Origin of the sequence: Paeniglutamicibacter psychrophenolicus, assembly GCF_017876575.1 — a bacterium.
GTDB lineage: Bacteria > Actinomycetota > Actinomycetes > Actinomycetales > Micrococcaceae > Paeniglutamicibacter > Paeniglutamicibacter psychrophenolicus.
In genome coordinates this window covers 845,091-864,027 of the sequence record NZ_JAGIOE010000001.1, presented here as the reverse complement: position 1 = coordinate 864,027, position 18,937 = coordinate 845,091, and the positions used below count along the sequence as shown (strand labels likewise).

Here is an 18,937-nt window from a genome sequence, read left to right as displayed (position 1 = left end):
CCGCCCAACGCCCGCACATTGCACCAACATGCTCCACACAAGGGAAAATTCATGACCAACCAGGAATCCGGACCGATGACCCGGCAAGCCCTCCAACCGGCTCTTCAGTCCTTGTCCGGCCGGCGGGCGCTGGTCACCGGCGGGGCCAGCGGGATCGGCCTGGCGGTGGTGCGGGCGCTGGCCGCCCGCGGCGCCCACGTCGTCGTCGCCGACAGGGACTCCGCCGGTGCCGAGGCGGCGGCAGCGGAAGTCGGCGGCTCCAGCTGGGTGGTAGACCTGCTCGATCCGGTGGCCATCACCGACGAGCGGCTGGCCGAGGCGCTCGACGGGGTGGACATCCTGGTCAACAATGCCGGGATCCAGCACATCAGCCCGATCCAGGACTTCGATCCGGCCGCGTTCCGCAGGATCATGACCCTGATGCTGGAGGTCCCGTTCCTGCTCATCCGCGCGGCACTGCCGCAGATGTACGCGCAGGGGTTCGGGCGGATCATCAACGTCTCCTCGGTGCACGGGTTGCGTGCCTCCCCGTTCAAGTCCGCCTACGTGACGGCCAAGCACGGGCTCGAGGGGCTGTCCAAGGTCACCGCGCTCGAGGGCGGCGAGCATGGGGTGACCAGCAATTGCGTCAACCCCGGGTACGTCCGGACCCCGCTGGTGGAGAAGCAATTGGCGGACCAGGCGCGGGTCCATTCCATCCCCGAATCCGAGGTGCTGGCCAGGATCATGCTGACCGAAAGCGCCATCAAGCGCCTGGTCGAACCCCAGGAGGTTGCCTCGTTGGTGGCATGGCTGGCCGGCGACGAGGCGTCCATGGTGACCGGCGCCAGCCACGCGATGGACGGCGGCTGGTCGGCCCGATAACTCCACGTGCCAACGAGCCGCGATGCAGGCACTCGTAGGCACTGGGCAGGCCTTTGCGCCCGCATGGTGCGTATGCCGGGGCGGCACAAAGGCCGACATGAAATTGGTGAACGGGAGCCGCATCGTGCCCGCAGCAACGGTCACTCCACTGAGGTGAAGCTCTCCGCACGCGCCGTCCGGATGGCTGGTAGTCAGCATCGGCCCCTCACGAATCTCGGCTCAATCCTGGCCAACACCCCGCACAGGGCCACGTTCAAAATGGTGCCTTGGTCATGTGCCCGTGCTCGGGCACCCGGATGCGAGTGACGCCGCGCAGACGGGCTTGGTGAACGAAAATTGCTCGGCACCTTCTACAGCGCCCCGGCCCCGTGGAGATGTCCACGGGGCCGGCAAGAATCCCCTCCACATGCTGAAACGTCAACCCCGAACAGTCAAACGCCATCTGTCTTGGCAATCATGCATTCTTTGCCAGATCAACAAGCCACTGCGGCGACTTCACGCCTCGCTTCTTGTCATTGGCAATGCGAATGCGTGCGGCGCCCGCCCGTTGCGAGTCAGTGATCGGGTCGGCCTTCCCTTCAGCAATCCGCTTCAGCAGGCCACTACCCGAGGGCAGGTGCCGTGGCAAGTCATAAATACTCGATTTCTTACCTGTGTCACGCATCGGTGGCGCCTCCCTCAGCTTCCTACCTCGATTGTCCAATAGTTCAGTCCGGGAATCCATCGGCCTCTTCAGCAACTTCCTGCGGCACAAAATATATTGCGGTAACCATCTCGAGTATCTGCGCCTCCGTCTCAGTCGCTTCCTTATTGAGGACTTCCAGAACTCGAATTCCTACATCCCGCGCCTTCCCCTCATCAGCGACGGCCAAGTTCAGTGCCCACTCTGCCCGGTACCACCACTCCTGCCTCCGGGCTCCCCTGCTGGATGCGCGGACCGTCTGCCAGGCGGCACCAAATGCAATGCCTGCAGCCGCAACTGCAGCCAATCCACCGACGGCGGGGCTGACCCAGAACGAACGCCAGAATGGGTCATCGAGAACAAACGGGGGCAACAGGCGGCCAAACACCGCCCCTAACGTTGCGCCCCCCACTCCGGCCGCAAAATTCGACCACCACTTTCGTCGCCACACCCTCATCCACCTCCGTACTCCGGCGATACCAGTCTGCCGCCAGGCAGCCTATCCTTCATGGATTGGGCATCCGGTGCCCCCTACGAACCACAATGGACATCCGGAATGTCCATAGTGCCGCGGTGGCCAACTGTCATGGGGAAGCTTGAGCTCTGTTGTGGATATCCGCGTGCGGAGGCACGGATGAAGTCTGGCAGGTGGCTCCGCCCGGCATATCCCTTCCAGCCATGATCGGGCATCAACGTGCCCGCTGGGCAATCTGGGGAGCCTTCCAACGGATGGCGGAGCCCTCTATACGACCCGCTGGGCCTTGGCCAGGTTCGCTTTCAGCTCTGCCGCATTCTGCCGCACCCCGTAGGCCGGGCGGTCGCGTTCCACCCGCCAGCTCTCGGCCAGCGGGCCGATCTGCACGGTGTCGAACCCGAATTCTTCGTACAGCCGGGTCACCAACGCCGCGGCGTCCTCGTGGTCGCTGGCCGTGGCCAGCGCCCTGCGGTTCTCGGTGCAGGCCGCCGAACCTGTGGTGGCGATGTCCGCCGCGAGGATGTGGTTGAAGCCCTTGGCGACCTTCGAGTCGGCCAGGTGCTCCTGGACCAGGCCCGAGGTCGTGGCCACGCCCCCATCCAGCGCGTCGATGTGGCCGTCACGCTCCCAGTAGTAGTTGATGGTGTCGATCACGACCTTGCCCGCCAGCGTTTGGGCGGGTAGAGCCTTGTAGTTCTTCAGCGGGATGGTCACGACGGCAAAGTCGGCCGCCTCCCCCGCCTGTGCCGCGGTGGCCGCGCGTGCGCGCGGCCCCAGTTCGGCCACCAGTTCCGCGAGGGTTTCCGGCCCGCGCGAGTTGCCGATGACCACGTCGTATCCCAGCTGCACGGCCTTGCGTGCGATCTGCGATCCGATGTGCCCTGCTCCGATGATTCCGATGGTAGTCATGCAGGGTTCAACGGGGCGGCAGCCGCGCCCATTCCTTTTTGACGCAGCATGACGCGGCGCCTCTCCACGTCAAAGGAACCCACCGTGCATGAGGTCGAGGGCCTGTTATTGGGGATTCGTGTAGGAGCGTCTACTTGCGGACCATGCGTACGGCTCCGGCCAAAGGCCGGAGCCGTACGCAAACCCATCAGTTCCGGGACATGGCCAGGTCGGCGGTTTCCGGGTTCGAGACGACGTGGTCCACCGGTTCGCGGTGGAACTCACCGTTTTTCATGACTGCAGTGAGCTTGGTGAGGTCCTGCAGGATGGTGATGTCTTCGAGCGGGTTGCCGTCGACCAGGATCAGGTCGGCGTAGAAGCCGGGCAGGACCTTGCCGAGTTCGTTGGGCTTTTGGAACAGTTCCCCACCCAGGGCGGTGGCGGCGATGATGGCTTCCATTTCGGTGTAGCCGAAGAGCTTGACGAAGTGGTCCAGGTCCCGGGCGTAGGTGCCCCGCGGGGTCCAAGCGAATCCGTAGTCCCCTCCCGGCAGGACACGGATTCCGCGGCGGCGCATCTCCCGGATGGCCTTGACGGCGATGTCGAGTTCGCGGGCGTAGCCGGCTTGTTCTGCGGCCTCATGCGAGTAGCCGAAGGCCTCGGCGTCATGGAGCGTGGCGACCAGCCAGTTGATGGCCGGGGCCACAAAGACACGGTCCTTGGCGGCCTCGAGCATGTCCATGCCCTCGTCGTCGATGTAGGAGGCGTGGTAGATCATGTCCACGCCGGTCTTCAAGGAGATGATGACCGAATCGCGGCTCCGGGCATGGGTGCAGACCCGCACGTGGCGGCGGTGGGCCTCATCGACGGCGACCTGGAGTTCCTCTTCGGTGATGTAGGTGTCGGTGGCGGCCTTGGAACCGGTGATTTCCTCGCCGGAGATGCTTAGCTTGATCTGGTCCACGCCCAGTCCAATGGTTTCGCGGACTACCTTGCGCATCTCCTCGACCCCGTCGGCGATCTGGGTGATGCCGGGGACGAGGTCGCCGGCGGTGGTGGCGACTTCCTGCCCGTTGGCCAGGTACCGGGGGCCGGGAATATCGCCGGCGTTGATGGCGTTGCGGACCACGACGTCAAGGCGCTTCTTGGCGCTGGCGGCGCCGAAACACATCGTGTAGCCGTAGTCGATGTAGGCCTTGGCGGATTGGACGGTGTGGAGCAGGTGTTCTTCGACCTGCATGGTTTCCAGCCCGTTGAGGTCCCCGTCGTTCCAGGTGAAGTGGGTGTGCGCATCACACAACCCGGACATGAGGGTCTGGCCGCGGCCGTCGATGACCTGTGCACCTTCGCGCGGCAGGTTGCCGGTGCCGGGGCGGACTTCCGCGATGCGTTCCTCCACGATGAGCACTTCGCCGAGGAAGGGCTGGGCTCCGGTGCTGTCGAGGATATTGACGTTGGTGAAGAGGATTGTTGACATGACTTCGTTGTCCTTATCTTGGAGTGGCAGGGTTAGTCGATTTTGCGAATGGGAATGGTGATGGTTTTTGTGCGGCCCGAGGTGCACCCGTCGCTGCTGCAAGCGCAAGTCTTTGACGGGGTCGGCAGCCGGCGGGCGTCGGCGAGGAAATCCAGCACCGCGGCGACGACGAAGTCGGGTGCCTCCGGCACCGTCCAGTGTCCGGTTCCCGGCGCGACAAGCATTTCGGCCCGATCGAGTTCTGCCGCCATGGCTTCGTTGGCGGCCGGGGTACTGACCTTGTCCTCATTTCCGGTCAGGAGCAGCACCCGGGATTCGATGGTGGACAGGTCCGGGTTGCGGGCACCCGCGAGGGCCTCGCAGGCCTGGGCGTAGGCTTCCGGGTCCTGGCCGAGGAGCATTTCGCGGACGAACGGCCTGACCAACGGGTTCTCGATCGCTGCCTCGGCGGCGGTGGCGCCGTTGGCAATAGCGTCTGCCACGGCCACCATGCCCTTGTCACGCACCAGTGCTGCGCGGGCACGGGTGGCGTCCTGCGCCGCCGGGGCTTGCTCGCGGACCGGGCCAAGGAGGACAACGTCCTGGACGAGGTCCGGACGGGTCGATGCAAGTTGCTGGACGATGAGGGTTCCCATCGAGTGGCCCACGAGGTGCGCGCGTCCGGAGACAGTCCGGGATTCGATGACCAGGGCCAGCTCGGCTACCAGGGATTCCAGCGTCAGTTCCTCGGCCAACGGTGAGCGCCCGTGGCCATTGAAGTCATATCGGGCGACCCTGAACCGGTCGGCCAGGGAAGCGACCAGGGGTTCGAAGAAGTTCGTGGTGCCGCCCAGGCCGTGGACCATGACAATGTCGGGCCCCGTGCCGGCGGTTTCGATGAAAAGCCGCTTCGAGCCAACGAGCGTCAGTCCTGAGGTGATGGCCGTGGCCGTCATCGTCCCTCACCGATCCGGTTGCTCAGGGTGCCCAGCCCGGTGATGCTGATTTCGACGACGTCCCCGGTGCCCAGGAAACGTGGAGGGGTGAAACCGATGCCGACGCCAACGGGGGTGCCGGTGGCGATGATGTCCCCCGGCTGCAGCGTGATGCCGGCGCTGATGGTTTCGATGATGGTGGGGATGTCGAAGATCAGGTCGGCGGTGGTCGCCTTCTGGCGCGTTTCGCCGTTGACCGAACAGTGCAGATCCAGAGGCCCGTCGCCGATCTCGTCGCGGGTCACGGCCCAGGGACCCATGGGTGCGTGGGTATCCAGGCTCTTGCCGAGGAACCACTGTTTGTGGTCTTTTTGCAGGTCGCGGGCCGTGACGTCGTTGATGATCGTGTAGCCCCAGACGTGGTCCAGTGCATCGGCCCGGCTGATGCCGCGGCCCCCGATGCCGATGATGACGCCAAGTTCCGCCTCGTAGTCGAGCTCGGAGGTGACGCCGGTGTGCGGGTCGATATCGGCTCCGGTGCCGATCACGGTGGAGGGCGCTTTGGTGAACACGACCGGGTATTCCGGCTGCGCGGTGGCGCTGGCGGTGGCGTCGTAGCCGGAGTTCGCGAATTCCTTGGCGTGCTCGACGTAGTTGCGTCCGACGCAGAAGATGTTGCGGCGGGGAACCGGGATCGGGGCAAGCAGCTCGACATCGGCGAGGTTGATGGCCGGGCCTGTCACCGTTGCCAGCTGCGAAGCGGCCTCGGTCCAGTTGTCGATGAGCGAGAGAAGGTCCTGCGAGCCGGGCACGGGAATCACCCCTGTGCCCTCTTCGTTCAGAACACCTGCGTGTTCCGTCCCGCGGTGGTTGAAAGTGACGAATTTCAAGACGACCCCTTTTTGATCGATTATCGATAATTGATAACGCAACCATACGTACGTGTGCTCCGCACCACAAGGGTTTGTGCAAATCCGGGGACTAAAAGTTTGCCCGGGCCACCTCTCGGAGGCCGGATCGCTATCCCTGGGGGAGGATGGAGTACTCGTGCTGGTGGGCAATGACGAGGCTGGTACAAAGCTCCGGCGTACCGGATTCGAAAGCCTCCAGGATCGGGACGTGTGCTTCTGCGGCTGTTTCCAGGTCGACGTGGCCACGCACGACCGTCGCCATGGTCCGGGCCTCGACGTAAAGTGAATCCCAGATCTCGGTCATGAGCCTGTTCCCGGTGGCCGCGACAACTGCCCGGTGGAATTGCGTGCTGTACCTCGCTATGCCGTGGGCATCATTGCTTGCTGCGGCCTCTCGCATGCCGGCCAACGCCTCGCGCAGTGGTGAGGGATCGGCATGAAGTGCAGGGTACGCCGCCGCCGCCGCGGTTCCCTCCAGCGCCAGACGGACGAAATAGACCTCGGAGAGGTCATCCTGTGTTGCTGCACGGACGAATGTTCCGCGGCGCGGGATATTTTCGACCAGTCTAGTGGTGGACAGCTCTCGGAGCGCCTCGCGCACGGGGGCCTGACTGACGCCGAATTCCTTTGCGAGCTGGAGCTCCACCAGGCGCATGCCGGGAGGGTAGGTGCCGTCAACGACTCGGTCCACGATGGTTCGTTTGACCTTCTCCGAGAGGCTCTCGTTTTCAAAAGCTGAAGAGGTCGACATGTTGCCAGTCTTTCACAGCTTCCATGCAGGTTCATTCTTCCCGCAAGGGGCAGGAGATCCCGAGGGAACGAATTCGGTGCCGCATCCAGGTCCCGCCGCTTGCCTCGACTGTCGCCGTCGATGCAGCAGCAGGCTGGCCGAAGACGCAGGTGGAACGTCAGAATGGTCCCATGACCGAGAACCCAACGAGCCGGCACTGGGAAACCCATCCGGTCACGCCTGACCGTTTCGAGGACTTCGCCGACGTCATCAATCCAACCCGCAGGGAACCACACTGCTGGTGCCTCTCGCACCGCCTGCGGGCCAAGGAGATCGAGGAGCTCGGCGGAGGCAACCGCGAAACCGCCATGCGCAAACTTTGCGAGCGGGACAACCCGCCCGGGGTGATCGCCTACCGGGACGGCGAGCCCGTCGGGTGGTGCAGCATTTCCCCGCGCGCCGAGATCCCGCTGCTGGCGGCCTCCAAGCTCATCCGGCCCGTGGACGAGGTCCCGGTGTGGAGCATCATTTGCGTGGTGGTGCGCAGCGGTCACCGCAGGCAGGGCGTCACCGAGCACCTGCTCGAGGGTGCCATCGCCTATGCGGCCTCCCGCGGGGCGCCGGCCATCGAGGCCCACCCCGTGGATCCGGACGGAAGGATGGACACTACGATGGCGTTCGTCGGCACCCGGGCGATGTTTGAACATGCCGGGTTCAAGGTCATCGGCACCACCGACGCGGTGGCCAGCCGGATGCCGCGGCTCATCATACGCCGCGACCTCTGACGCCGCTTTCGGGCCCGACCGGCTTTTAGGTCAGCGACCAGGAACGCTTGGAAAGCCCGAACCAGAAGCCGTCGATCGCGGTCTTGGCCTCGATGCCTCCCGAGGCATATGCCGCACCGAGGGCAACGTAGAGCGGAGCCCAGTGCTCGGAACGCGGGTGCGCCTCGCGGGCGGCCGGTGCCTTGTGCAGGAAGTCGAGGATCGAGTCCACATCCCCGCGTGTCATGGCCTCTTCGGCCCAATGGTCGAATTCGCTCGAGGCCGCCGGCGGAGCGACATCCGGGCCGCCCGCGGGGTTGAACCAGCGCAGGTTGTGGGTGGTGAAACCGGAACCAATGATCATGGTGCCGCGGTCGCGCAGCGGGGCCAGCGACTTTCCGAGCTCGAACAATCCCTGCGGATCCAGCGTGGGCATCGACATCTGCACCACCGGCACGTCCGCGTCGGGGAACATTTCCTTCAGCGGCACATAGGCGCCGTGGTCCAGGCCGCGGGTCTCGTCTCGCTCCACGTGGTGGCCGTGATTGCCGGCCAGCCGGGCGACCTCGTCGGCCAGCTCCGGTGCCATGGGCGCGTCGTAGCGCACGTCGTAGTAGTGCTGCGGGAAACCCCAGAAGTCGTAGACCAGTTCCTGCTTCCGGTTGGTGGCACTCAGCGACACGGGTGCGTTTTCCCAGTGCGCGGAGATCATCAGGATGTCCTTGGGCTTTTCCATGGTCCCCGACCAGCCAGCCAGCTGGGAGGTCCAGGTCGCGTCGTCGGCCAGGGGCGGCGCGCCATGGGAGAGGAAGAGAACCGGTGGGCGGTCGGTTGCAGTAGTCATGGGACCAGCCTAAACGAAATTAGTTGATGCTTCAAGTATTTGCCGGTAGTAATTGGCCCTTGACTCATCCTGTCGCACAGCGAGCCGGGAAGGCCCATGCGGTTCCATTGAACCGCGTGGGCCTTCCCCAGTGGTGTCCTGACCTAGAACGGATATGGCGCGATTTCGGGACGCATGGTCAGCCATTGGGTTTCGGTGAAGGCCTCCATGTTGGCCGCCGCCCCGCCAATGCGCCCGCCGTTGCCGGAGTCCTTGACCCCGCCAAAGGGCGAGTTGGCTTCGTCGGAGACGGTCTGCTCGTTGATGTGGACCTTGCCGGATTCAACCCTGTCGGCGATCTTCATGGCCATCCCCACGTCCCCGAGGATCGAGAGCGAAAGCCCATAGCTCGATGAGTTGGCCATCTCGATGGCCTCCTCGATGGTGGAGAAGCTACGCACCGGGGCGACCGGACCGAAGATCTCCTCCTTCCAGGCATCGTGCTCCGGGTCCAGGTCCGCAAGGACCGTGGGCGGGTAGAACCAGCCTTCGCCGCGCGTCCCTCCGGCGGCCAGCCGCGCGCCCCCGGCAACCGCCGATTGCACCATGGAATCGATCCGCTCCAGCTGCCGCCCGTCAATGACCGGGCCAATCGCGACGATTCCCGACTTCGGATCTCCCATTGGCAGGTTCTTGGCCTTTTCGGCCAGCGCCGCCACGTAGTCCTCATAGATGTCCTGGTGCACGATGTGCCGCCCGGTGGCCATGCAGATCTGGCCCTGGTGCATGAACGAACCGAACGCGGCGGCGGAGGCCGCCTTGGCCAAGTCGGCGCCGGGCAGCACGATCATGGCACTGTTGCCGCCCAGTTCGAGGTGGGCGCGTTTGAGCAGCCGGGCGGCGCTTTCGCCGATCTTGCGCCCGGCGGCCGTGGAACCGGTGAACGCGATGACCCGCACCTCGGGGGCTTCGACGACGGCGGCACCGACCTCCGCGCCTCCGGGAAGCAGGTGCAAAAGCCCTTCGGGCAGCCCGGCCTCCTCGAAGATCCGCATGATCGACACCCCCGCGCAGACCGAGGTCCGCGGGTCCGGCTTGAGCAGCACCGCGTTGCCCAGCGCCAGCGCCGGGGCGACTGCACGGATGGCCAGGATCAGCGGGAAGTTGAACGGCGCGATCACCGAGACCACGCCGACAGGGCGGCGGCGCGCGAAGGACCAGCGTTCCTCATTGGTGGTCAGCACGTCCCCCGCCGGCAGCGAGGGGAGGGCAGAGGCCTCGAAACATTCGTTGGCCGCGGTGTGTGTCTCCAGGGCGGCCTTGGCGGGAATGCCGCCGGACTCGCGCACCAGCCAGCCGTCGATCTCCTCCGCGTGCTCTTCCCAAAGCAGACCTGCCTTGCGCAGCACCGCCGCCCGCTCCTCGGGCTTTTTCGCTGCCCAGGAAACCTGGGCCTTGGCGGCCGCGGCGGAGGCACGCAGCACGTCATCGGCGGAGGCCACTCCCAGTACGCCAAGCACGTTCCCGGTGGCCGGCTCCACGACATCCTGGGTGCCGGCACCGCCGGGCACCCAGCCATTGACGTTGATCTTCGAGTTCCAGAGTGATTCTTCAAGCAGTGGCACTTTTGGTTCCTTATCTGGTGGACTTGGATGCGTCGTTCCGGCGGGGGTCGGCGCGGGCCCGCGGGACGTGGAATCATCTTTTTTGGTGCTGACCTTCAGCTCCTCCCCCGCGTATGACCTGCCCCATGCCCACGCTATGCCAGGACCACGCATCAGTCCAACGAATTCACGAGCAACCGACCATCGATCGCTTCGATAGAGTTGGCTCATGAGCCTGGACCTGAATCTGTTGCGCACCTTCCTGGAAATCTACGAGGCCAGAAGCGTCACCCGGGCGGCACAGGAACTCTCGCTCACCCAGCCGACGGTCTCGCATACGCTGGCCAGGCTCCGGAGCCAGCTCGGCGACCCGCTCTTTGTCCGCGGTCCCGGCGGACTCGAACCCACCGCCCGCGCCAACGATCTCTTCCAGGTCTTTCGCACCGCGGTGGACAACATCGACGCCGCCGTGGACTCGAACGCAGCCTTCGATCCGGCCACCACGACGCGGACCTTCCGCATCTGCCTCTCGGACATCGGCGAGGTCATCTTCCTGCCGCCGATCATGGCCCGCCTGGCCGCGCTGGCACCGGCCGCCAACCTCGAATCGGTGCCCATGACCGTGGGGCACATCCCGCACTGGCTGGCCCACGGCCAGGTCGACGCCGTACTGACCTCGCTGGTGCTCGGCGGCGGCGCGAGGCGCGAGGGAGTGATCAAGGACAGGTACGTCTGCCTGCTGCCGCGCGCCATGGCCCCGAAACAGGGCAAGCTCACACACAAGCAATTCGACGCGCTGGGGTTCGTCACCATCGACCCCACGGCCGGGCACGGCCAGATCGAGGAGAGGCTGGGCGAATCGGGGATCACGTTGCGCACGGCCCTGCGCGTGCACCACTTCTCCGTGCTGCCCTCGGTGCAGCTGGAATCCTCGCTGGCCTCCGTGGTGCCGCTGGAGATCGCCGAGCGCTTCTGCCGGCAGTGGCCCCTGGTATACCGGGAACTTCCGGTGGACAGCCCCGCCTTCTCCGTGGATCTCTACACCGACCACAAGATCGCCGCGGGCGGGCCGGTGCTCTGGTTCCGCGAGCTGGTGCGCGAGGCGCTGCGAGAGATGCCTTCGGCGCTGGGACCGGCGGGGCACTGAGCCGGCGCAAGTTCCCGGGCACAAACAAGGGGCGCGGTCCCCGTGGGTTTTCGCACCAGCGAATCCCCCGGGCACCACGCCCCCATTGCCTATCCGGAACTTTCCCCCAGGCGGCGGCTCCTGCCCCGGGAAACGCCGCTACGCCTCCTGGGTTTCGAGCGCCGGCTCGTCGACATCCTTGTGCGCGGCCGGCTTGGGGATGATGGCCACGGCGAGCATGCCCAGCAGCGCCGCCCCGGCAAAGAGGTAGAAGCCCCACGGGTAGGCGTGGCCGCTGGCCACCAGCAGTCCGGTGATGCCGGGACCGGCGATGGCGCCCAGTCGCCCGACACCTGCAACCATGCCCATGCCGGTGCCGACCACGTGCTTCGGGTAGATGTAGCCGACGAACCCGTAGACCAGCACCTGTGCACAGAAGACGAAGAAGCCGGTCACCAGGACCACTGAGTTCAGCAGCAGCGAGCTTTCCATGCGGATGGACAGCAGTGCCAGCAGCACCGCGGCTGCCGTGAACCAGAACATCGTGGTGCCCTTGACGCCGCGCTTGTCGGCAATGCGTCCGCCCACCAGCAGGCCGGCGATGGCGCCGACATTGAGCACCAGCAGCAGCACCAAGGAGTCCGAGACGTTGTATCCGGCCCCGCGCATCAGCTGCGGCAGCCAGGTGTTCAGCCCGTACACCAGCAGCAGCCCCATGAAGGCTGCGATCCACAGGCCAATGGTCGAACGGGCAAGCCCGCCGGAGAACAGCGTCGCCACGCTGGACTTTGGCGCCTTGGTGCCGATGTCCTTAAGGCCGACTGCGTGGGTTTCGGGCAGTTTCGCATACATGAACGGGAGCACCACCAGCCCCAGGGCACCGCCGATGTAGAAGAGCAGGTGCCAGTCGGCGTGGGCAAGGATCGCGAAGAGCGATGCGGCCACTGCGCCGACGTGGTAACCGGTCATGGTGATGGTCGCGGAGTGCGCGCGGGCGTTGGAGGCCGCGGCTTCTTGCATCATGGTGATGGCCACGGGCATGCATGCGCCCATGCCGAGGCCCGCGATCATGCGCACCGTGGCCAGAAGGGCAATGCTGGGCATCAACGGGAAGAGGATGGTGAAGATCGAGAAGATCAGCACGCAGGCCATCAGCGGGTTGCGGCGTCCGTAGCGGTCCGAGATCGGGCCGATCAGCACGGCGCCGGCACCGACGCCAACCAGCGAAATCGTGGCGATGAAGGTCGCGTCAAGCGCGGTGATCCCGGCGTACGCGGTATCGATCAGCTGGGGAATCGAAGCGGATAGGGCGACGATGTCGAAGCCCTCGAAGACGACCGTCAGCCAGCACAGGGCAACGATCCATTTATTGCGGGTGGATTTCATGGAGTGTGTGGAACCTTAGGTCAAGATGTTCGGGAACCACGAGATCTATGGCACCCATCACCACCCAGTGTGCCTAGGCTCGCATTATATTGTCCAATAGATGCGGCGTGCACCACACATAGAAAAAATCTATGTGCTCATGGAACCGGACACGGACGGCGCGGTCCGGAGGCGGTGCACCGGAATACCGGTTAACGCGCAGGCAGTTGCACGGGATGCCTCAGAGTCCCCAGTTCCGCGCATGCTCCAACGCGTGCTCCACGTCCGAGGCCTCCAGCTTCCGATAGAGGCTTCGCATCTGGGTCTTGACGGTGTTTTCCGACCGGTAATCCGCCTCGGCTATCTGGCGGCGGGTCATTCCCGCACGCAGTTGCCGCAGCACTTCCTGCTCGCGCGCGGTGAGCACCGGGCGCCTTGGCAATGGTGCGGGGGCAAGATCCAGCGCGTAGCCCAGTCGCTGGAATTCCTCGGGCTCAAGCTGCAGGGCCCGGCCCACTTCGGACCACCCGGGGACCAATCCCAGGATGGAGATTTCATAAAGAACCCCCGAGTCCCGATGCAGCCGCCGCACGCGTTGCAACGCCTGCGGCGTCGGACCCTCCGGGTTCCGGGCGGCAAGATCCAGATACAGTGCAAGGTTTCCCCGCCGACGCATGCCACGGGTGAGCGGAACGTCCTGCAGGGCAGCCAGCGCCGCGTCGGGATTGCCGTTGAGCAGGTGCCCGAGAGCCAGCAGCAGCGGATCCCGATGTTCGGCCCCGATTGCGGTTCCCGTGCGCATGCCCCCGCGTTCCAGGATTTCGGCCAGCATGAGCGTATCGTCGAACAATCTCTGCGCCAGCGGCGAGGCCGATGCGTAGCGGCGCTCCTGGCGCAGCGAGGAGACCAGCGCCCGTGCCGCATCCGACAGCCCGGCGTTGATTTTCCGCAGCGCCAGCAACTGGGCATGCGCCGCCCAGAATTCATCGTTGTCCGGCTTCGGGGGCAGGGTTCCCATCAATTCCTCGAAACCCGCATAGTCGAGCCGGGCCAGCGCCAGGTAGGCGCGAGCCATCGCGGCGGTGCGCTCCGCCACCGTCCGGCCCCAGCCGACGTCCCCGACGGCGACGTCGTGCTCGGCCAGCCAGCGCTCCGCGGAGGCACTGTCGCCTTCCAGGATATTGATCAGCGCCAGCTTGCCGGCCAGGTCCGCCAGCAGGAATGCCTTGCCCGAGACCTGGGCCCAGTGGAAGCCCCGTTCGTAGGCCTGGCGCGCCTGGAGGTCGAACCCGGCCAGCTGCAGGGAGATGCCGGCCTGCAACTCGACCCAAGAAACCAGTGCCGGGTTGAGCTTCTGGGTGTCAAGGGCCCGATGCAGCGCCTCGAGCAGGCGCTTGGCGGCGTGGGCCGCTTCCGGATAGAGCCCCTCCATCCGCAGGTGGCCCGTCTCCAGCAGGCCCACGGCCAGGGCCTGGTTGTCGGGTTTGGCGTAGAGCCGCTGGGCGTCGCGGCGCAGTCGCTGGGCCGTTTGGTTTGTGGCGTAGTCGGGCTCGAACCCCGGTAGCTGGAGGGCCATCCCGTCGCGGTCGGTCTGGCCCAGGAACCGCAGGCCGATGCGCATGTACTCGGTCTGCGCGGCGATGAAGGGTGGGACCTTGGCTGCAACCGCACCCAATTGCTGCGGGTTTCCGAGGAATATGTCCACCCAATGCTCCAGCAGCAGGTTCAGCAGTGCGCTCCAGCTGTGGCGCGCCACGGCCGAATCCACCGCCGCGCCAACCCCGCGGGTTGCGGCCATCGCGTTGACGGACGCCTGCTCCAGGGCGGAGGTCAGCTCATGCCCGCGCAGCCCGACCCGCTCCACCAGCACCTGGCGAACCATGGCCGGCATCATCCAGCCGCCGCGGCCGTCCTCCTGAACCAGGCCCGCCTCGACGAGTTCCTCCAGAGTGTGCACCACCGGGGAAAATTCCCCGTAGAACGCCTCGACGGTGCGCCTGTCGAATGCAGGCAGGAATCCGGCCTCGGACAACGCCCCGCCGGGGTCGCGGTGGGCCAGCCAGGCGGCCAGCCCGCGGCGGATGATCTGTTGTGCGCGGGCACCGGCCTTCGGGTCGGCCGCAAGGGCCTGGGCCGCGGCAAGCCATCCTCCGGAGAGTTCATGGATGCCTTGGTCCCCGCCGGCGGTGGCATGCGTGCCAACAAGCCGAGCGGTTTCCCGGGCATCGAGCAGCAGGTCGCGGTGCTTCGCCACCAGGCAGGGGGTTCGGGAGGACAGGTCCCACAGGGAAGCCCCGGGGGCCAGGATGACGGCCAGGTGCAGCGTGGCATCCGCGCGAAGCCGCTGGAGCAGCCGCTCCGTTTCGGCGGCTTCGTCGAGGCCCCCGGCCGACCAGTCCAGCACTTCGCCGTCACGGTTGCCGATCCACGAGCGCGCAAAATATCCGCGGCCGGTGCCGGCCGCGGAGCGGATGAACAGCAGCCTGCAGGTCCCGTCGTCCCAAGCCAGGAACCTGGCCATGGATGGATGAACGTCCCGCCGTCCGGGTGCGGCCCCCATGCCACTTTCCCCCTTGCACTCGCCATGTTCCCTGGTGCGCCCACGCGGCAGCTGCACTCGATCTTCCAAGCATGCCGCCCACGCCACAGGGCGACGGGCAATTTGATACCTCATCCTAAGCGAAGATTCGCCGATTTGACCCTCTAGGACAGCAGCTGCAAGGCCTTCTCCAGACCTGAACGAGCGCGGAATTCCGCTGCATCGTCCCGCCTCCGCGGCGCACCCAGGCATGAACCCGCGTGCGCTCGCCATTGTCCTGTCCGATGCATGGCCGGGCCTGCCCGCCCGCGTTCCCCTAGAATTGGGCTCGATCCCCTGCCACATGGCCGCAATCATTCTGAACGGAATCCCTTCATGCCTTCCCTGCCCGCCACCCCGGCCATTGCGCCGACGCCCCTGGAACGCCAGTCGGTGCTGCGCACGCTGCGCTCCCCGAGGCTTCTGGGTGTCGAGATCCTCGGCGGGCTGGTGGTGGCGCTCGCGCTGATCCCCGAGGCGATCGCGTTCTCCATCATTGCCGGGGTCGACCCTCGCGTGGGCCTGTTCTCCGCCTTCACCATGGCGGTGACCATCGCGTTCGCCGGCGGACGCCCTGCGATGATCTCGGCTGCAACCGGTGCCGTGGCACTGGTGATTGCGCCGCTGGTGGCAAGCCACGGCGTGAATTACCTGGTCGCCGCGATCCTGCTCGCGGGTGTTTTCCAGGTGCTGTTGGCGGTGCTGGGCGTGGCCAAGCTGATGCGCTTCATCCCCCGCCAGGTCATGGTCGGGTTCGTGAACGCGCTGGCGATCCTGGTGTTCGTGGCGCAGTTGCCCGAGCTCATGAATGTCCCGTGGCTTGTCTACCCGCTGCTGGGCCTGGCGTTGCTGATCATCTTCGGGCTGCCGCGGATCACCACCAGGGTCCCGGCCCCGCTGGTCGCGATCGTGGTGCTCACGCTCATCACGGTTTTCGCTTCCCTCACGGTGCCTACCGTGGGCGACAAGGGCGAACTGCCTTCCTCACTGCCCGAATTGTTCTTCCCGCAACTCCCCTTGACGTTCGAGACCTTCAAAATCATCGCTCCGTATGCGCTGGCAGTGGCCATCGTGGGCCTGCTCGAATCCCTGCTGACCGCCAAACTGGTCGACGACGTGACCGACACCCGTTCCAACAAGACCCGCGAGGCCTGGGGCCAGGGCGTGGCGAACCTGGTGAACGGGTTCTTCGGCGGCATGGGCGGCTGCGCGATGATCGGCCAGACCATGATCAACGTGAAGGCCTCCGGCGCACGCACACGGATCTCCACGTTCCTGGCCGGCGTGTTCCTGCTGGTCCTGGTGGTGGCCTTCGGCGACGTGGTCGCGCTGATCCCCATGGTCGCGCTGGTGGCTGTGATGGTCTTCGTCTCGTGGGCGACCTTCGACTGGCATTCCATCCGCCCCTCCACGCTGCGCCGGATGCCCAAGAGCGAAACCGCGGTCATGCTCATCACGGTGCTGGCCACGGTCTTCTCCCACAACCTCGCCATCGGGGTGGGCGCGGGGGTGCTGTCGGCGATGGTGCTCTTTGCCCGTCGCGTGGCGCACTTCGTCACTGTCACCCGCACCGTGGATGCCACGGGCGACACCGCCACCTACACCGTCAACGGCGAGCTGTTCTTTGCCTCGTCCAACGACTTGTACACGCAGTTCGAGTACGCACTGGACCCGGGCCACGTTGTCATCGACATGCATGCCTCCCACCTTTGGGACGTCTCGACGCTTGCCGCGCTCGAGTCCATCACCGCCAAGTACGCTGCCTCCGGCAAATCGGCCGAGATCACCGGGCTGAACGAGGCCAGCGCGGCCATGCGCCAACGGATGGCTGGTCACCTGGGCTGATTGCCCCGGCTCCTATCCGGGTACACAAGCCCAGCGGTATACTTGTGTCATGAACGTCGGCGAAGCAAGCAAGGCCCTCGGTGTGACCGAACGACGCGTGCGAGCCCTGATCCAGCAAGGCAAACTCAAGGCGCGGAAGGTCGGGCGCGCCTGGCAGATCGATGACCTTCAGCTCCGCCGGGCCGAGCGCCGGCCGCTATCCGAACATTCGCGGCTGGTCCTGTCACGGGCACTGCACAACCGAAGCCTCACCGGCTTGACGGGCCAGGACCGCAAACGCACGGCCAAGCGCATTGCCGAACTGCGCGCGTCCGACAACCCTGCGGTGCTGCTCATCGATTGGTGGGGTGGCAAGCATTCCGGCCCATTGAACTTCGGCACCAACTTGGTTGAACACGCCCTCGCTGGAAACTCTGCCTACGTCTTCGAGTCCCTGCACAGGACGCGACATGAGTACCTCCGCAAGCCCGAGGACCTTGCTGACATCGTTTCCTCCGAACGCCTTGTCCAAGGATTCACCCAGGCCGAACTGGCGGACAAGGCCCAAGTATCCCTGGCGGATCTGAAGATGATCGAACGCGCCATACGTTTGCCCTTGCCTTCGCCGAGCCGCAGAATTCTCCGCGTGCTGAATATCCAGCCAACTGCACTCCCGAATCCGGCGGCAGCATGACCCGGGTACTCGAGGCCTGGCTCGAAGACCACCACGTTGGCCAGTTCATCTTTGGCCCGAATCAACCGGTGCGATTCCTCTACGACGAGGATGCAACGGCCACCCCCATCTCACTATCGCTCCCCCGCGGCGGCAGCGGATCCAGGCTTGCAGCCCAGCGTTTCTTGGATAATCTGCTGCCTGACGCTGAACATACGCGGACCCGCATGGCCCTGGCCTACGAAGCCGTAGACACATCGGCCTATGGCTTGTTGGCCAAGGCCGGCGGGGACCTGGCCGGCGAACTTGTGCTCTTGCCCGAAGGAACCAGCCTGTCGAACCATGAGCCATTGCTGAACCCAATTCTGGACCGGGATCTTGCCGACCGGATCAATAGCATCAAGCTCGATGCAGATGCGTGGATCCCGCTGGATGCTCCCGCGCGCTTTTCCCTGGCGGGAACCCAAGGTAAATTCGCGCTGGCCGACATCGACGGCGACTGGTACTGGTCCAACGAAAGCGTCCCCTCGACACACATCGTCAAGCCGGGGGCACCACGGCTTGAGGGCATCGAGCACGCAGAGGTCGCGGCGCTCGAGTTGGCCCGCACGATCGGCATTGAAGCCGCCTCGGCCCAGGTTCTTCATGTTGAGGACCACCAAGCATTTATCGTCAGGCGTTTCGACAGGGCCCGGCAGGACAACTCGGTTTTCTCTCGGCGCCTGCACACCGAGGATCTCGCCCAAGCCCTGGGAATCGGGCCGGCGGACAAGTACAACATCACCGTGGAGCAAGCTTTTCGGAAACTTTCCGACGTGGACCGCGAGGGGAGCATGCGCCGCACGTTCCTCGATCAGGTTGTTTTCAATACCCTGATAGGAAATGCAGACGCACACGCGAAGAACTACTCGGTGCTCCTTAGTCCGGGCCGCATCTCCCTGGCGCCCCTGTACGACGCGGTACCCGTGGCGCTCTATCCGCAATACGACCAGGACCTTGCCATGCGGATTGCCGGCGCCCGGCAATCCCAGGCGGTCAGCCTCTCCCACTGGCGCAAGCTTGCCAAGCGAATTGGATTCGACCAGGACGAGCTGGGTGCCCGGGTCCTGGAAATCGCCTTATCGGTTGGGGAAAACCTTGACGAAGCATGGTCGACGCTCCCACCACACCAGGCCAAGCTGCTCGGCGCGGTCGTCGGCCGCAATGTCGAGAAGGCATCGCGGGCCAACTGACCTGCCG

At 65.4% G+C, this 18,937-nt stretch carries 16 protein-coding genes and 1 pseudogene; 7 read left to right on the top strand and 10 right to left on the bottom strand.

From position 1 onward, the window contains the following. Positions 1 to 51: 51 nt before the first annotated feature. Positions 52 to 864 carry a 3-hydroxybutyrate dehydrogenase gene (locus JOF46_RS03770; RefSeq protein WP_209906093.1) on the top strand — a complete coding sequence of 271 codons (813 nt, stop codon included), beginning with the start codon at positions 52 to 54 and terminating at the stop codon, positions 862 to 864. A 454-nt stretch (positions 865 to 1,318) separates the two neighbouring features. On the opposite strand, the gene JOF46_RS03765 is transcribed toward JOF46_RS03770, so the two are convergent. From JOF46_RS03765 to JOF46_RS03740, 6 genes are all read right to left on the bottom strand, one after another. After that, positions 1,319 to 1,528: a hypothetical protein gene (locus tag JOF46_RS03765; protein WP_209906092.1), complete on the bottom strand. Its 210-nt coding sequence runs from the start codon at positions 1,526 to 1,528 to the stop codon at positions 1,319 to 1,321. A 760-nt stretch (positions 1,529 to 2,288) separates the two neighbouring features. Further along, positions 2,289 to 2,930 (bottom strand): NADPH-dependent F420 reductase, encoded by a 642-nt coding sequence (locus JOF46_RS03760; RefSeq protein WP_209906091.1) that lies wholly within the window; start codon positions 2,928 to 2,930, stop codon positions 2,289 to 2,291. A 187-nt stretch (positions 2,931 to 3,117) separates the two neighbouring features. Then, positions 3,118 to 4,386, bottom strand: a complete 1,269-nt coding sequence (locus tag JOF46_RS03755) for a metal-dependent hydrolase family protein (RefSeq protein WP_209906090.1) — start codon at positions 4,384 to 4,386, stop codon at positions 3,118 to 3,120. Positions 4,387 to 4,418: 32 nt separating this feature from the next. Continuing rightward, a complete protein-coding gene (locus JOF46_RS03750; protein ID WP_209906089.1) occupies positions 4,419 to 5,321 on the bottom strand; it encodes an alpha/beta fold hydrolase in 903 nt (300 codons plus the stop codon). Next, positions 5,318 to 6,190: a fumarylacetoacetate hydrolase family protein gene (locus tag JOF46_RS03745; RefSeq protein ID WP_209906088.1), complete on the bottom strand. Its 873-nt coding sequence runs from the start codon at positions 6,188 to 6,190 to the stop codon at positions 5,318 to 5,320. The genes JOF46_RS03750 and JOF46_RS03745 overlap by 4 nt, the downstream gene beginning before the upstream one ends. 130 nt (positions 6,191 to 6,320) lie before the next feature. Beyond that, positions 6,321 to 6,962: a GntR family transcriptional regulator gene (locus JOF46_RS03740; protein ID WP_209906087.1), complete on the bottom strand. Its 642-nt coding sequence runs from the start codon at positions 6,960 to 6,962 to the stop codon at positions 6,321 to 6,323. 170 nt (positions 6,963 to 7,132) lie between these two features. Here JOF46_RS03740 and JOF46_RS03735 point away from each other — a divergent pair, with 170 nt between their 5' ends. Then, complete coding sequence (locus tag JOF46_RS03735; RefSeq protein ID WP_209906086.1) at positions 7,133 to 7,726, top strand: GNAT family N-acetyltransferase; 594 nt, start codon at positions 7,133 to 7,135, stop codon at positions 7,724 to 7,726. Between the two features lie 25 nt (positions 7,727 to 7,751). Here JOF46_RS03735 and JOF46_RS03730 read toward each other — a convergent pair whose 3' ends face one another. Together JOF46_RS03730 and JOF46_RS03725 are read right to left on the bottom strand one after the other, a co-directional pair. Continuing rightward, positions 7,752 to 8,549: a dioxygenase family protein gene (locus JOF46_RS03730; protein ID WP_209906085.1), complete on the bottom strand. Its 798-nt coding sequence runs from the start codon at positions 8,547 to 8,549 to the stop codon at positions 7,752 to 7,754. 143 nt (positions 8,550 to 8,692) lie between these two features. Continuing rightward, positions 8,693 to 10,153 carry an aldehyde dehydrogenase family protein gene (locus JOF46_RS03725; RefSeq protein WP_209906084.1) on the bottom strand — a complete coding sequence of 487 codons (1,461 nt, stop codon included), beginning with the start codon at positions 10,151 to 10,153 and terminating at the stop codon, positions 8,693 to 8,695. A gap of 208 nt (positions 10,154 to 10,361) precedes the next feature. On the opposite strand from JOF46_RS03725, the gene JOF46_RS03720 reads away from it, so the two are divergent. Then, a complete protein-coding gene (locus JOF46_RS03720) occupies positions 10,362 to 11,279 on the top strand; it encodes a LysR family transcriptional regulator (protein ID WP_209906083.1) in 918 nt (305 codons plus the stop codon). A gap of 138 nt (positions 11,280 to 11,417) precedes the next feature. Here JOF46_RS03720 and JOF46_RS03715 read toward each other — a convergent pair whose 3' ends face one another. Together JOF46_RS03715 and JOF46_RS03710 are read right to left on the bottom strand one after the other, a co-directional pair. Further along, positions 11,418 to 12,644: an MFS transporter gene (locus JOF46_RS03715; protein ID WP_209906082.1), complete on the bottom strand. Its 1,227-nt coding sequence runs from the start codon at positions 12,642 to 12,644 to the stop codon at positions 11,418 to 11,420. 220 nt (positions 12,645 to 12,864) lie between these two features. Continuing rightward, positions 12,865 to 15,144 (bottom strand): helix-turn-helix transcriptional regulator, encoded by a 2,280-nt coding sequence (locus tag JOF46_RS03710; RefSeq protein WP_209906081.1) that lies wholly within the window; start codon positions 15,142 to 15,144, stop codon positions 12,865 to 12,867. Positions 15,145 to 15,537: 393 nt separating this feature from the next. Between JOF46_RS03710 and JOF46_RS03705 the strand changes: the two genes are divergently transcribed. The 4 genes and pseudogenes from JOF46_RS03705 to JOF46_RS03695 all read left to right on the top strand — a co-directional run bounded on the left by JOF46_RS03705 (position 15,538) and on the right by JOF46_RS03695 (position 18,930). Then, on the top strand, positions 15,538 to 17,046 hold the full coding sequence (locus JOF46_RS03705) for a SulP family inorganic anion transporter (protein ID WP_209906080.1): 1,509 nt from the start codon (positions 15,538 to 15,540) through the stop codon (positions 17,044 to 17,046). Between the two features lie 49 nt (positions 17,047 to 17,095). Beyond that, positions 17,096 to 17,719: a helix-turn-helix domain-containing protein gene (locus tag JOF46_RS03700; RefSeq protein ID WP_209906079.1), complete on the top strand. Its 624-nt coding sequence runs from the start codon at positions 17,096 to 17,098 to the stop codon at positions 17,717 to 17,719. Beyond that, positions 17,716 to 18,000, top strand: a pseudogene (locus JOF46_RS22810) (HipA N-terminal domain-containing protein); the annotation flags it as partial. The gene JOF46_RS03700 and the pseudogene JOF46_RS22810, both read left to right, overlap by 4 nt. Positions 18,001 to 18,012: 12 nt before the next feature. Continuing rightward, positions 18,013 to 18,930 (top strand): HipA domain-containing protein, encoded by a 918-nt coding sequence (locus JOF46_RS03695; RefSeq protein ID WP_245347988.1) that lies wholly within the window; start codon positions 18,013 to 18,015, stop codon positions 18,928 to 18,930. The last annotated feature ends 7 nt before the right edge of the window (positions 18,931 to 18,937 follow it).